This is a genomic window from Tessaracoccus yangjingae (assembly GCF_055326235.1).
Map to the genome: position 1 here is coordinate 1 of NZ_JBUZNN010000011.1, position 14970 is coordinate 14970.

General features: G+C 64.7%; 9 protein-coding genes and 3 rRNA genes. 1 reads left to right on the plus strand and 11 read right to left on the minus strand.

Annotated elements, in window-relative coordinates:
* Positions 1 to 43: 43 nt before the first annotated feature.
* From rrf to ACZK5D_RS14005, 11 genes are all read right to left on the minus strand, one after another.
* Positions 44 to 160: ribosomal RNA gene (gene rrf, locus ACZK5D_RS13955) — 5S ribosomal RNA — on the minus strand.
* Positions 161 to 272: 112 nt separating this feature from the next.
* Positions 273 to 3365 (minus strand): 23S ribosomal RNA (locus tag ACZK5D_RS13960).
* A 332-nt stretch (positions 3366 to 3697) separates the two neighbouring features.
* Positions 3698 to 5216 (minus strand): 16S ribosomal RNA (locus tag ACZK5D_RS13965).
* Together the 16S, 23S and 5S rRNA genes form the textbook arrangement of a ribosomal RNA operon.
* 755 nt (positions 5217 to 5971) lie before the next feature.
* A complete protein-coding gene (locus tag ACZK5D_RS13970) occupies positions 5972 to 6541 on the minus strand; it encodes an NAD(P)H-dependent oxidoreductase (protein ID WP_463665706.1) in 570 nt (189 codons plus the stop codon).
* Positions 6538 to 7149, minus strand: a complete 612-nt coding sequence (locus ACZK5D_RS13975; protein WP_463665707.1) for an alkylhydroperoxidase domain protein — start codon at positions 7147 to 7149, stop codon at positions 6538 to 6540. The genes ACZK5D_RS13970 and ACZK5D_RS13975 overlap by 4 nt, the downstream gene beginning before the upstream one ends.
* Complete coding sequence (locus ACZK5D_RS13980; protein WP_463665708.1) at positions 7146 to 7736, minus strand: CMD domain protein; 591 nt, start codon at positions 7734 to 7736, stop codon at positions 7146 to 7148. The genes ACZK5D_RS13975 and ACZK5D_RS13980 overlap by 4 nt, the downstream gene beginning before the upstream one ends.
* The gene (locus tag ACZK5D_RS13985) at positions 7733 to 8755 is read right to left on the minus strand and encodes a putative FMN-dependent luciferase-like monooxygenase (RefSeq protein WP_463665709.1); all 1023 of its coding nucleotides are present in this window, start codon (positions 8753 to 8755) and stop codon (positions 7733 to 7735) included. Before ACZK5D_RS13985 ends, ACZK5D_RS13980 begins: the two co-directional genes overlap by 4 nt.
* Before the next feature lie 14 nt (positions 8756 to 8769).
* A complete protein-coding gene (locus ACZK5D_RS13990; RefSeq protein WP_463665710.1) occupies positions 8770 to 10437 on the minus strand; it encodes a dipeptide ABC transporter ATP-binding protein in 1668 nt (555 codons plus the stop codon).
* Entirely contained in the window at positions 10434 to 11330 is an 897-nt protein-coding gene (locus tag ACZK5D_RS13995) for an ABC transporter permease (protein WP_463665711.1), read from the minus strand. Before ACZK5D_RS13995 ends, ACZK5D_RS13990 begins: the two co-directional genes overlap by 4 nt.
* A complete protein-coding gene (locus tag ACZK5D_RS14000) occupies positions 11327 to 12268 on the minus strand; it encodes an ABC transporter permease (protein WP_463665712.1) in 942 nt (313 codons plus the stop codon). The genes ACZK5D_RS13995 and ACZK5D_RS14000 overlap by 4 nt, the downstream gene beginning before the upstream one ends.
* On the minus strand, positions 12265 to 13929 hold the full coding sequence (locus ACZK5D_RS14005) for a TIGR04028 family ABC transporter substrate-binding protein (protein WP_463665713.1): 1665 nt from the start codon (positions 13927 to 13929) through the stop codon (positions 12265 to 12267). The genes ACZK5D_RS14000 and ACZK5D_RS14005 overlap by 4 nt, the downstream gene beginning before the upstream one ends.
* Positions 13930 to 14462: 533 nt before the next feature.
* On the opposite strand from ACZK5D_RS14005, the gene ACZK5D_RS14010 reads away from it, so the two are divergent.
* A complete protein-coding gene (locus tag ACZK5D_RS14010; RefSeq protein WP_463665714.1) occupies positions 14463 to 14936 on the plus strand; it encodes a potassium channel family protein in 474 nt (157 codons plus the stop codon).
* Positions 14937 to 14970 lie beyond the last annotated feature (34 nt).

A 14970-nucleotide genomic window follows, 5' to 3' on the forward strand; every position in this document is an offset into this window, starting at 1 on the left:
AAACAAATAAACCCCCCGACCAAGGGTCGGGGGGTTTATGTAAGTCCGGCGGCGTCCTAGTCTCCCACAAGGTCCCCCTTGCAGTACCATCGGCGCTGAGAGGCTTAACTTCCGGGTTCGGGATGGGACCGGGTGTTTCCCTCTCGCTATGACCACCGAAACACTATGAGGATAGCATTCGAAGCCTACGAAAAGCCAATATTGAATTATTGCATTTTCGAGGTTCCCGACCGTATCCCGGGAACCTCACAGTGGACGCGTAGCATCTTTGTAGAAACAAGCCCTCGGCCTATTAGTATCGGTCAGCTCCGTGCATTACTGCACTTCCACATCCGACCTATCACCCCATGGTCTATAGGGGGCCTTACCAGATTAATCTGTGGGAGCCCTCATCTTGAAGCGTGCTTCCCGCTTAGATGCTTTCAGCGGTTATCACTTCCCAACGTAGCCAACCAGCCGTGCTCTTGGTAGAACAACTGGCACACCAGAGGTTAGTCCGTCCCGGTCCTCTCGTACTAAGGACAGCTCTTCTCAAGACTCCTACGCGCGCAGCGGATAGGGACCGAACTGTCTCACGACGTTCTAAACCCAGCTCGCGTGCCGCTTTAATGGGCGAACAGCCCAACCCTTGGGACCGACTCCAGCCCCAGGATGCGACGAGCCGACATCGAGGTGCCAAACCATGCCGTCGCTATGGACGCTCGGGCAAGATCAGCCTGTTATCCCCGGGGTACCTTTTATCCGTTGAGTCCTGGCGCTTCCATGTGCCACCAGAAGATCACTAGTCCCGACTTTCGTCCCTGCTCGAGATGTCTCTCTCGCAGTCAAGCTCCCTTGTGCACTTACACTCGAAACCTGATTGCCAACCAGGCTGAGGGAACCTTTGGGCGCCTCCGTTACCTTTTAGGAGGCGACCGCCCCAGTCAAACTACCCATCAGGCACTGTCCCTGATCCAGATAATGGACCTAGGTTAGATAACCAGAGTGACCAGAGTGGTATTTCAACGATGACTCCACCTGAACTGGCGTCCAAGCTTCAAAGTCTCCCACCTATCCTACACAAGTCACACCGATCACCAATACCAAACTATAGTGAAGGTCCCGGGGTCTTTCCGTCCTGCTGCGCGTAACGAGCATCTTTACTCGTAGTGCAATTTCGCCGAGTCCATGGTGGAGACAGCGCCCAAATCGTTACTCCATTCGTGCAGGTCGGAACTTACCCGACAAGGAATTTCGCTACCTTAGGATGGTTATAGTTACCACCGCCGTTTACTGGGGCTTAAGTTCAAGGCTTCGCCGTGAGGCTAACCCTTCCCCTTAACCTTCCAGCACCGGGCAGGAGTCAGTCCGTATACATCGTCTTTCGACTTAGCACGGACCTGTGTTTTTAGTAAACAGTCGCTTGGGCCTGGTCTCTGCGACCCTCAACGCTTTCGAAGTAAATTCTAATACGCATCAGGTCCCCCTTATCCCGAAGTTACGGGGGTATTTTGCCGAGTTCCTTCACCATGGTTATCTCGATCGCCTTAGTATTCTCTACCTATCCACCTGTGTCGGTTTGGGGTACGGGCGGCTCATATCTCGCTCACGAAGCTTTTCTAGGCAGCATAGGATCACTCTTACGGCCACAAAAGTGACCGACCCATCATGTCTCAAACATATAGAACGCGGATTTGCCTACGTTCCGTCCTACACACTTAGCCCGGGGATATCCAAACCCGAGAAGAGCTACCTTCCTGCGTCCCTCCGCAGCTTGCCTACTACAAGATTGGGTCACAGACTCAGCCAGCCACGATCCGAAGACCACAACCGACCTCGCATGCTTAGCATCACTCGCCTCAGCACGGACGATATTTCGCCGGTACGGGAATATCAACCCGTTGTCCATCGACTACGCCTGTCGGCCTCGCCTTAGGTCCCGACTTACCCAGGGCAGATTAGCTTGACCCTGGAACCCTTGGATATTCGGCGGACGGGTTTCTCACCCGTCTTTCGCTACTCATGCCTGCATTCTCACTCGTGTGCTCTCCACGGCTGGGTCACCCCGCCGCTTCACCGCGCACACGACGCTCCCCTACCCATCCACGCAGCCTTACGGCCTAAACACGTGAATGCCATAGCTTCGGCGGATAACTTGAGCCCCGCTAAATTGTCGGCGCAGAATCACTTGACCAGTGAGCTATTACGCACTCTTTCAAGGGTGGCTGCTTCCAAGCCAACCTCCTGGTTGTCTCCGCAACTCCACATCCTTTTCCACTTAGTTATCGCTTAGGGGCCTTAGCTGATGATCTGGGCTGTTTCCCTCTCGACTATGAAGCTTATCCCCCACAGTCTCACTGCCGCACTCTCACTTACCGGCATTCGGAGTTTGACTGATTTCGGTAAGCTTGTGGGCCCCCTAGACCATTCAGTGCTCTACCTCCGGTAAGAAACATGCGACGCTGCACCTAAATGCATTTCGGGGAGAACCAGCTATCACGGAGTTTGATTGGCCTTTCACCCCTATCCACAGCTCATCTCCTCGGTTTTCAACCCAAGTGAGTTCGGGCCTCCACGACGTCTTACCGTCGCTTCACCCTGGCCATGGATAGATCACTCCGCTTCGGGTCTAGAGCACGCGACTAAAACGCCCTATTAGGACTCGCTTTCGCTACGGCTACCCCACACGGGTTAACCTCGCCACGTACCACTAACTCGCAGGCTCATTCTTCAAAAGGCACGCCGTCACCCTTACAGGCTCCGACGGATTGTATGCGATCGGTTTCAGGTACTATTTCACTCCCCTCCCGGGGTACTTTTCACCTTTCCCTCACGGTACTTGTCCGCTATCGGTCACCAAGGAGTATTTAGGCTTAGCGGATGGTCCCGCCAGATTCATGCGGAATTTCAGGGGTTCCGCACTACTTGGGGTAACGCTCGAGAGTGAACAACTTACGTCTACAGGAGTGTTACCTTCTATGCTGTGGCCTTCGCAGCCACTTCGACTTCCCTGTCCATTTCTTACTCTCTGACCGCATGACAGCACGGTCCGAACGGCCCCACAACACCCCATGTGCAACACCTGTCAGCTATCACACACATGAGGTTTGGCCTCTTCCGCTTTCGCTCGCCACTACTCACGGAATCACAATTGTTTTCTCTTCCTGCGGGTACTGAGATGTTTCACTTCCCCGCGTTCCCTCCAACTACCCTATATATTCAGGCAGAGGTTGCCGGACATGACTCCGGTATTTCAAGGTTTCCCTATTCGGACATCCTCGGATCAAAGCTCGTTTACCAACTCCCCGAGGCTTATCGCAGGTTACAACGTCCTTCTTCGGCTCTTGGTGCCAAGGCATCCACCGATCGCACTTAGTAGCTTGTTAATCTACAAAGATGCTCGCGTCCACTGTGAAGTTCTCAAAATACGGGCGAGCCCACACCCAACCACCCACAAACAGATGATCAGACCTGGTCCGCACAGAAAAGCCGCCGCACAAGCGACCGACCCTTCAAAACCCAACAGTGTGCTTAACCCAACCTCCACCCGACCCGCATTCCACTCCCCCAAAAAAGGAGGCTGTACTAACGAACCAGACTTCTGACCAGGCATACAAAATCAATGTTCCACATTCCGGTGCCGGCCGCGCCGGGAACAGACGCCCCAGAACACGACCATGAGCCCCACCACACAGTGATGACGCTACAGGCTCCTTAGAAAGGAGGTGATCCAGCCGCACCTTCCGGTACGGCTACCTTGTTACGACTTAGTCCTAATTACCGGTCCCACCTTCGACGGCTCCCTCCACAAGGGTTAGGCCACCGGCTTCGGGTGTTACCGACTTTCATGACTTGACGGGCGGTGTGTACAAGCCCCGGGAACGTATTCACCGCAGCGTTGCTGATCTGCGATTACTAGCGACTCCGACTTCATGGGGTCGAGTTGCAGACCCCAATCCGAACTGAGACCGGCTTTTTGAGATTCGCTCACCCTTACAGGTTCGCAGCTCTTTGTACCGGCCATTGTAGCATGCGTGAAGCCCTGGACATAAGGGGCATGATGACTTGACGTCATCCCCACCTTCCTCCGAGTTGACCCCGGCGGTCTCCTATGAGTCCCCGGCATTACCCGCTGGCAACATAGGACGAGGGTTGCGCTCGTTGCGGGACTTAACCCAACATCTCACGACACGAGCTGACGACAGCCATGCACCACCTGTAAACCGACCAAAAAGGGGCATCCATCTCTGGATGTTTCCGGCATATGTCAAACCCAGGTAAGGTTCTTCGCGTTGCATCGAATTAATCCGCATGCTCCGCCGCTTGTGCGGGGCCCCGTCAATTCCTTTGAGTTTTAGCCTTGCGGCCGTACTCCCCAGGCGGGGTACTTAATGCGTTAGCTGCGGCACGGAGAACGTGGAATGTCCCCCACACCTAGTACCCACCGTTTACGGCGTGGACTACCAGGGTATCTAAGCCTGTTTGCTCCCCACGCTTTCGCTTCTCAGCGTCAGGAAAGGTCCAGAGAACCGCCTTCGCCACTGGTGTTCCTCCTGATATCTACGCATTCCACCGCTTCACCAGGAATTCCATTCTCCCCTACCTTCCTCAAGTCTGCCCGTATCAGAAGCAGGCTCAGGGTTAAGCCCTGAGTTTTCACTCCCGACGCGACAAACCGCCTACAAGCTCTTTACGCCCAATAAATCCGGACAACGCTCGCACCCTACGTATCACCGCGGCTGCTGGCACGTAGTTAGCCGGTGCTTCTTCTGCAGGTACCGTCACGTTAGCTTCGTCCCTGCTGAAAGCGGTTTACAACCCGAAGGCCGTCATCCCGCACGCGGCGTTGCTGCATCAGGCTTCCGCCCATTGTGCAATATTCCCCACTGCTGCCTCCCGTAGGAGTTTGGGCCGTATCTCAGTCCCAATGTGGCCGGTCGCCCTCTCAGGCCGGCTACCCGTCGAAGCCTTGGTGAGCCACTACCTCACCAACAAGCTGATAGGCCGCGAGTCCATCCATGACCGCCGGAGCTTTCCAACCAATCCCATGCGGAAAAGGCTCATATCCGGTATTAGCACCTGTTTCCAGATGTTATCCCAAAGTCAAGGGCAGGTTACTCACGTGTTACTCACCCGTTCGCCACTCGTGTACCCCCGAAGAGGCCTTACCGTTCGACTTGCATGTGTTAAGCACGCCGCCAGCGTTCGTCCTGAGCCAGGATCAAACTCTCCGTTGAAAAATATCGGAAACAAACCACCCCAAAAGAGGCAGCCCGCAAACCGTCACAAACAACTTCGAATCAAACACTGACCAAAATCCATCACTGGATCAATCAAAATTTCACTCAAAGAAACCCAACACGCAACCCCAAAAAAGAGGCCACGCGACGGGAAAACGCAAAACAAGACCACAAAGGCCCTGCAGTGCAAAAAAAATTGGCATTGACTTAAAGCACACTGTTGAGTTCTCAAGATTCGGGCACTCCCAGACATCAACCACGAAACCGTGACATCCACCCTGGGGCAACTCGACCAACCTTACTCGTTCACCGATCAGCCTGTCAAATTCGCTTGACATCTTCTGAGCTTCTGCGAGTACTGCGAAATACCTTTTGACAAGGTGTTTCACCAGTTGTTTGCCGCCGAGGCGACTCGACCAACTTTACCCACACTCCCAGACACTGTCAAACCACCAGATCCAGACTGACCGCTGTTGAGTTATTCGCCTTTCCTGACAATCAATTCAGACCTTGAGCGGGTTCAGGCAGAACGCACACTCGTCCGAAACGAAAGTAGTGGGGGCGGCCTCTGGTCCGTCCTGAACGTCCGGTGCACCAACAAGGCTCGGTGAACATTACACAGGGTCTTCGGTGCACGCAAGTCAGGCAGGGTGACGGTCGACCGCCGCACTCCGCAAGCCTGGGCATGGCCCCGAGCGGAGGCGGTGGCGCCCCTTTTCCACCGGCTTCCCCTGCCGCGCACTCGGTTGCCGTCAGCCCGGCGCCGACCTCAGCACGCCGGCTCGCGCCTCGAGGTGGTGGGCGAACTCGTCGGTCGCGGCGTCGACCTCATCCGCAGCTGCCGCGGAGAACGGACCCGCCGCAGCCTGAGCCGTCGCAGCCACGGCCACCACATAGCGGCCGGACGCGACATGGGCTGCGCCCAGCGCCTGCAGGACGGGCCTCAGCGAGTAGTCCAGCGCCAGTACGTGGGCGTGCGATCCCCCGGTGAGCAGCGGTAGCACCGTCTTGCCCCCCAACCCGGCCTTGGGCAGCAGGTCCAGGAACACCTTGAGCAGCCCGGAGAAGGATGCCTGGAGCACCGCCGAGGACACCACCACCGCGTCTGCGTCCGCCACCGCGGCCAATGCAGGCGCAATCCCGGGGTGATCGACGTGGCGCCACAGCAGTGGCCCGGACGGCAGGTCGCGCACCCGCACCTCCACCACCCGGTGCCCCCTGGCCCTGAGCCTGGTGGCCGCCCGGTCGCCGACGGCGTCGGTGACCGAGCCCAGCCGGAGCCCCGTCGAGACGTACACGATCCCAGCCCCGGGCGTGCTCATGGCCGAGTGACCTCCGGCTCCCCCAGTGCCAACATGAGCCTGTTGGCCCAGTTGAAGAACGCGGCGGAGTGGATGACGTCCGAGACCGACGCGTCGTCCAGGCCGGCCTCCCGGAGGCGGGCGACATGCTGGGGGCCGAACGCCACGGGCGTGGACGTCAGCGCCGCGGCGGCGGCCACGATCGCGTCCCAGCGCTCACCCAGCGCGGCGCGGGTGCCCTCGTCGAGCAACCGGTCCACGTCGTCGGGCCGCTTGGAGAACCGCGCGGCCAGCCTGGCGTGCACGGAGGCGCAGAACACGCAGCCGTTGGTGCGCGACACCGCCGCGGCAGCCAGTTCACGCTCCGCTCGGGGCAGTCCGTCCGCGGACTCGAAGATGTCCAGGTCCGCCCTCGTCCGGGCCTCGAGGATGTCCGGGTCGTCGGCGAGCAGCCGGAAGTAGGGGCTGGCCGCCCGCTGCGGCTGGACCAGCGCCTCCAGTTGACGCTGGGACAACTCATCCGGCGCGGCCGGCTCAAGGACCGGCAGCCACCCGAGCGCGGACCGGGTAAAGGCCGTTGGCCCGGCAACCCCCTCGCGGCGCTGCACCTCGACGCGATGGTCCGTCATGATGCGTCCTCCCCTGCGAGCACATCAAGGCCCGCGACCAGCCTGGCCTGGAAGGCCAGGAACGACACCAGCTGTGACCAGGTCACGATCTGAGCGCGGCCCCACCCCGCGTCGACCAGGCGATCGATCGTCTCCGGCCTGGCGTCCCGCGGATGCAGCAGGAGGAGGTGTGCGTACTCCAGCACGGCCGCCAGCGGCGCACCCAGAGCGGGTCTGTCGGCGTCCGGCACCTGCCACACGTCCCCCGTCACGTTCTCGTGCACCAGACCCGGCTCGCGGTAGCTCCCCCACGGCCCGCGTTGCACGGCGGCACCCAGGAGGCGCGCCACGAGCGCCTGGTCGTCGTCGGCGAGGCGCGAGGCCCGGTACTCGGCAGAGGGCGAGCAGGGCGCGATGAGTCCCGTCGCGAACGCCGCGACGAGCCACCGGTCCCTCAGCCAGATCCCGTTGCCCCCGCGCTCGAACAGCGCCTCCTCGGCCAGTTGGATGTGGGCGCGCGTGACCTCCCGCGATCTCCTGACGCCGTCGACCCGGCTCCGGGGGTCGATCCCGGCCAGGGCGTCGACCACGTCGACCGGCCCCGTCATGCTGCACTCCTCCGGGCCGACGCCTCGCCCCACCCGAGGGCGGGGGCGACGCGCTCAGCCAGCAGCTCGATCGACCGCAGGACCGCGTGGTGCGGCGCGTCGACCGAGTGCACCTGGGCCGCCACCTCCGTGGCGTGGATGAGCGCCTCATCGGCGGCCAGGGCCTCGGCGACCTGCTGCGGCGACCCCACGATGCTGTCGGTGGCCCGGATGAGTTCCGCCACAGGGGCGTCGGCCGGAATCCGGTCCCCGAACGTCTTCGGCGAGGACGCGACCGCGTTGCGCAGACCCTCGTCGGCCCAGCGGTACGCCTCGGCCGTGGTGTCGGCCACGAAGATGGTCCGCGACGCGAGCACCCGCGGCGCCGTTCCCGAGGGCAGCGCCGACCGGTAGGCCTCGATCACCGGGAGCTGAAGCTGCGCCAACGAGGCTCCGGGCGCGTCAGCGCTCCTCGGCTGGGTGCGGGAGAGCATCAGCCCGTCTCCGTCCGCGCCCGCGCGCCGTCCACCCTCGACGGAGAACGTGGCCTGCCACACGCGCCCACCCAAGTGCGGGGCCGCCGGGTACAGGCGGTTGCCGGTGCCCCGGATGCCGTCCCCCAGCCACGCCGCGCGGAGGATCGCGAGCTTCTCCGTCGACAGGCGGTGCCTGTCTGCGAAGTCGAGCCCGAAGGCCGCGAACGACGCCGGATTGCCTCCCGTGGCGATCCCCACGTCGAGCCGTCCGCCCGACAGGATGTCCACCACCGCAGCGTCCTCGGCCGTCCGCACCGGATCCTCCATCGGGAGGCAGATGACTCCGGTCCCCAGCCTGATCCTGCTCGTGAGCGCCGCGATGTGGCTGAGCAGCACCAGCGGCGACGGCAGGCCGCCCTCGGCCCCGTGGAAGTGGTGTTGCGCCACCCAGGCGGTAGCGAAGCCGTGGCTCTCGGCGTGGATGACCTGCTCGGCGGCGATGCGGTAGCGCTCGGCCGGTGGCGCGTCGTCGAGGAGGCGTGTGAAGAATCCTAGGTTCGTCATGGGTGGTCCTTTCGTCAGCGGCCGGGGATGGCGGCCAGGAGCTCCGAGGTGTACTCGGAGGTGGGAGTTGTGAAGATGGCGTGGGTGGGGCCGGCCTCGACGACGCGCCCGGCCCGCATGACCGAGACGGTGTCGCTGAGGTGTGCCACGACGCCGAGGTCGTGCGAGATGAACAGGTAGGTCAGCGACAGCTCAGCCTGAAGGTCGGCCAGCAGCCGCAGAATCTGCGCCTGGACCGTCACGTCGAGGGCGGAGACGGGCTCGTCGAGCACCACCACGTCCGGGCGGAGGATCAGCGCCCTCGCGATGGCGACGCGCTGCCGTTGCCCTCCCGACAGCTCGCGCGGCAGGCGACCGGCGACCGACTGCGGTAGCGCCACGCGGTCGAGGAAGTCAGCGACCGCCTCGCGCCGCGACCTGCGGTCGCCGATCCGGTGGTTGACGAGGGGCTCCGCGATGATGTCCGCCACCCGCTGGCGCGGATCCAGGGAGGAGAACGGGTTCTGGAACACGAACTGCGCCCGCCTGCTGAAGGCGCGGGTGTCGCGGCCGCGCAGCGCCGTCACGTCGACGCCCGCGACACGCACCGAGCCAGACGTGGGGCGCTGGAGGCCGAGGACGGCGCGTGCCGTGCTGGTCTTGCCGGAGCCCGACTCCCCCACGATGGCGTGGGTGGTGCCCGACGGCACCCGCAGCGACACCCGGTCGACGGCGCGGAATGGATCCTGCCCCCGGCCGCGGCTGAACTCCTGTACGAGGTCGACCACCTCGATGGCGGCCTCCCGTTGCGGGATTCCCTCCTCCGGGGCCGTCCGGGACCTCACCCGTGCGCCCCCTCCCGCGATGACCGCCGCCTCCGCCAGGAGGGTCCGCGTGTAGGGGTCCTGCGGACGGCCCGCCAGGGCATGGGTCTCCCCCTGCTCGACGACCCGCCCGTCGCGCATCACGACGATCCGGTCTGCCCGCTCCTGCGCCACCCCGAGGTCGTGGGTCACCAGCAGGACCGATGCCCCCGTCTCCCGCCTCAGCTCATCGATCAGATCGAGGACCACGCGCTGGACGGTGACGTCGAGGGCGGAGGTGGGCTCGTCGGCGATGATCAGCTCGGGCTCCATCGCGATGGCGGCGGCGATGAGGACGCGCTGCTTCATGCCCCCGGACAGCTGGTGCGGATACTGCCGCGCCCGGAGCTCAGGTTGATCGATGCCCACCCGCTCCAGCAGGTCTAGGACGCGGGCACGGACCGCCTCGCGGCTGCCCCACCCGTGGATCCTCAGGGCCTCGGCGAGGCTGGACCCGATGGTGGCCACGGGGTTGAGCGAGTTGTTGGGATCCTGCGGGACGAGGCCGATGCGCCGTCCGCGGACGGTGCGCAGCACGGCGTCCCGCTGCCCCGTGAGTTCCAGGTCTCCGAGCAGGACGGTGCCCGCGTCGATCCGGCCGTTGGACGGCAGCAGCCCGATGACGGCCTGCGCCGTCGTCGTCTTGCCGGAACCCGACTCGCCGACGATCGCGACCACCTCACCGCGACCGACGTCGAACGACACGCCGTCGACGACGGCGGAACGCTGACGCCTGGACTCGTAGGAGACGACGAGGTCCCGCACGGACAGCACCGGGGTGACTGGCCGCGGCGCCTCGGCGACCCGATCAGCGGTCCGATCGGCTGTCACGGTGGTCATGCGTGGGCTCCCTTCGCGATGGCGTGGCTGAGGTGGTTGGCGGACAGGACGACCGCGACGACCACGAGCCCCGGCAGAGTCGTGAGCCACCACGCCGTCCCGACATAGGAACGCCCCTCCGCGATGAGCAGGCCCCACTCGGGCGTGGGGGGCGGGGCCCCGTAGCCCAGGAAGCCGAGGGTGGAGATGGCGAGGATCGCGGAGCCGAACTGCAGCGCGGCCAGCGCCACGACCGGCGTGAGCGAGTTCGGCAGGATGTGGCGCACCAGGACGGAACCGAAGGTGCCGCCCAGGCCGAAGGCGGCCTCCACGTAGTCGGTCCGGCGCACCCTGATGACCTCGGCGCGGGCGAGCCGGGCGAACACCGCCACCGATGTCACCCCGACGGCGAACGCCGCGTTGGTGGTGCCGAAGCCCAGCAGCATGATGATGCTCAGGGCCAGCAGGAGGCCGGGGATGGCCAGGAGGACGTCCACCACTCGCATCAGGACTGCGTCGGCGGCTCCCCCGAGGGACCCGGCGAGCAGCCCCAGCGATGTGCCGACGGTGAGCCCCACGCCCACGGCGACCAGGGCGCCGCCGAGGGAGTGGATGGCGCCGTGGACCACCCTGGAGAACAGGTCGCGGCCGGTGGCATCGGTTCCGAACCAGTGTGCGGCGCTGGGTGCCTGGAGCGCCTGCGCGGCGGTCCCGGCCAGCGGATCGACGGAGGTGACGAGTCCGGGCGCGACGGCCGCGGCGACCGCCAGAGCCAGGACCCCGACAGACAGGGCCAGCGACGCCCTGACCCGTGGCCGCCGAGCCGTCCGGGAGGCCACAACGGTCTCCCCCTCGGCGCGTCGTAACCCCTGCAGCGTCCCCACGATGGGCGTGCGGGCAACGGAGTCGGTCATGCGGCCGCCCTCACTTCGATCCTCAGGCGCGGATCCACGAGGGGAGCGATCAGGTCCACGGCAAGGTTGACGGCCACGAACGCCACCGCGGAGAGCACCACGATCGCCTGGAGAACCGCGACGTCCTGGTTGGCCACAGCTTGCTCCGTCAGACGCCCCAGCCCCGCCCGGCCGAAGACGGTCTCCGTCACCACGGCGCCGGCCACGAGCTCGCCGAGGAGGACCCCGGCGATCGTGAGCGTGGGAAGGAGGGCGTTGCGGGCCACGTTGCGGTAGAGAATCCACCACCGCGACGCGCCACGGGCCCGGACCACGCCCACGAACGGCTGCCGCAGGACGTCCTCCATGGAGCGGATGAGGATCTGCGCCAGCGGTGCGCTGATCGGGACCGCGAGGGTGAGCACGGGCAGGATCAGGCTCTCCACCGGCCCCGCCCCGATCACGCTGATCCACCCGAGCTGGAAGGAGAAGACCTGGATGAGCACCATGGCGAGCCAGAACACCGGCACCGACACCAGCACCGAGGGCAGGCTGGTCAGGACGCCCCGCAGCCGCTCCCACCCGCCCCAGGTCGCGAGGAACGCCAGGCCTGTCGCCAGGATCACGGCGACCAGCAGCCCGGCGCCGGCCAGCACCAGCGTCTGGGGCAGCACCTCGCCCACGAGCGCGGCCACCGATGTGCCGTTCTGGATGGAGAACCCGAAGTCCCCGCGCAGGAAGCCCGACGCGGTGTGCAGGTAGGACTGCCACCACGGGATGTCGGCGCCGTACGAGGCGCGGATCGCGGCGATCTCGGCGGGCGACAGGCCCAGTTCGGGGTTCTCGAACTTGATCATCACCGCATCCCCGGGGAGCGCCTGCAGCAGGACGAAGGCGACGGTGAACGCCAGGGCCACGACGACCACCGCCTGCCCGATGCGGCTGAGGATGCGGGTCATTCCTGCACCCACGTCGTGTAGAACGACGGCCGGCCGACCGACTCTGCGGCGAAGCCGTGGACCCGGGGCCCGACGGCGAACACCTGGGGCTCCTCGAACAGCGGGATCACGTAGAACTGGTCGAGGAGGTACTCCTGCACGGCCTGGCTGGCCTTGATCCGCTCGTCGGCGTCGGCCGTGCTCGCGACGGCGGCGAGCAGTTCCTCGAGCGTGGCGTCTCCGATGGAGTCGTCGGCAGGATCCCGGTTCAGCAGCGTGTTGCGGTTCTTGGCGGCGTACTGGCTCTTGATCACGTCCAGGTCCGCGCGGCCGACCATGGAGTGGTAGACCTGAATCTGGTCGGCGTCGTTGATCGCCTCGGCGAGGCTGCCGGAGTCCGCGCGCAGGATCTGCAGGTCAACGCCCAGGTCCCGCTTCCACTGCTGGCTGACCAGCGTGGTGACGTCGAAGGAGCGGGGCTGCGGGGCCGCCTCGTTGACGACGAGGCTCAGCCTCTGGCCGTCCTTGACCCGGATCCCGTCGTCACCCGGAACCCAGCCGGCGGCATCCAGGAGCCCCCGGGCCTGCTCAGGGTCGTGCACCAGCCTGTCCGAGAGGTCGACCCATCCCAGCGCGGTCCTCCCGATCACGGAGGTGGCCAACGGGTAGTTCTCGGTGAACAGCGTCTCGACGATCTCCTGCCTGTCGGTTCCGAGGCTGAGCGCCTGGCGGACGGCCTTGTCGGCGAGCAGGCCACTGCGGAAGCGGAGGCTGAACGAGTTGTTGACCCCCCGCGTCTGGGGCGCCACCAGCTCCGCGCCGGCGGCCGTCACCACGGCCTCGTCCGGGGCCGCGATCTGGCGGGCCACGTCGGCCTGCCCGGACGTCAGGCCACCCACGCGGACACCGGCCTCGGGGGTCACGACCACGTTGATCCGGTCGAGATACGCGCGGCCCTGGTTGGTGGACGATCCTGGGGCCCAGGCGTAATCGTCCCGTGCGGTGAGGACCACCTCGGCACCCACCTTCTCCGACTCCACGACGAACGGGCCGGACCCGATGACGGCGGTGCCGTTCCCGGCGCCGAAGGAGGTGAAGTCACCGTCGAGGGTGGCGGGCGACAGCAGCCCGGAGTTGATGGTGGAGGTGGCCTGCAGGAATCCGGGGGCGGGGGCCGAGAAGCGGAAGACGACCGTCGTGGCGTCCACCACCTCGCTCTCGGCGTAGTTGTTGATGGCCTCGGAGACCGGCAGCGCGCGCTCGGGGTCTCCCTTGCCGTAGAGGTCGAAGTTCTTGGCCACCGCGGCCGCGTCGAGGGGGGTGCCGTCGGAGAAGGTGACGTCGTCGCGCAGGGTGAAGGTGTACTGCGTGGCGTCCTCGTTCACCTCCCATCCCGTGGCGATCCAGGGCTCGAACCCGAGCGTCTCCGGGTTCTGGTGGACGAGCCGGTCGGTCAGGTTGTTGACGAGACCACCGTTGGGGTAGAAGCCCGCCGTCGGGGGGTAGAGCGACGTGTGGGGCTGGGCGTCGAGATAGGTGAGCACGCCGCCCGTGACGGGGCCGCTCGCCGACGCCGACGGCGCCTCAGGTGCCGGCTGGGTGGCGGTGGTGCAGGCGCTCAGGGCCAGAGCCGCTGTGGTCGTGAGGCCGACCAGAAGGAATGCCAGAGGGCGACGGGACATGGGAGGTCCTTTCGGAGAGGAATTGCGTGAGAATGAAGATGCTCATCAGGCGCGTGAATAGGCGCCATAATGCAGCTCGGAATCACCGGGAAACGCGAATGTGTCGCAGCTGTCCGGCATGCAGGAGCGTGGGGATTCGACGGCACCTGAAGCCCGTGCCGAGGCTGCGGCAATGGGAGATGGTGCGGGGTGTCGAACAGATCGGCGGCGGACGATGCTCGCCGGATGGCGTCAGATTCCAGTCACGGACTGGGGGACGCGGATGGTCAGCCGAGTCGACAACGCATACACACCATGCGACCGAAGTCGACATGGCGGCGGCGCGTCGTGAACTGATTCATACGAGGAATCATGCCCAATGGCATGGGGCAATGCAAAGCCCGTCCGCTGAGAGCGAATTCAATGGGTACGCACCTGATGTGCTGCACGGCCAGAGGGCAGCGGTCTCAGCCTCTGGGCGTTGCAGGGGCGGCCCCCGGGAGCCGCGTTCGGAATGCCTCCACCGCCGCGGCGCGCGGGCCTACACTGTGCGCGTGCAATGGCGCCCTCTCTTCAACCGGATCACCCTGCCCATCGCGGTGGTGACCCTCTACTTCCTCGTCCCCGTGAGCATCGACGACGCCCCCGTCGGCTCGCTCCTGGGTGGCCTGGTGGGGGTCGCGGCCATCGCCGCGATCGCTGCGGTCATCGTCAACGAGGCGCGCCGCGCCGAGCGGCGACTCGAGCCGGTCCATCTCCTTCTGGCCTTCGAGCTGGTGCTCGTGATCTTCTCGATGACCTACTACGTGCTCGCCATCAAGTACCCCGGCGAGTTCAGCGGACTCGATACCCGCCTCGACGCGCTGTACTTCTCGATGACCACCATGTCGACGGTCGGCTACGGCGACATCCACGCCAGCGGCCAGTCGGCGCGGCTGCTGGTGACGCTGCAGTTGGGGTTCAACCTGGTGTTCGTGGCCGCGCTCGTCGCCCTGCTCCAGGACAAGGTGCATCGCGGCAAGGGCTGACCGACGTCGCGGCCCCTCCAGCAGGGCCACCGGG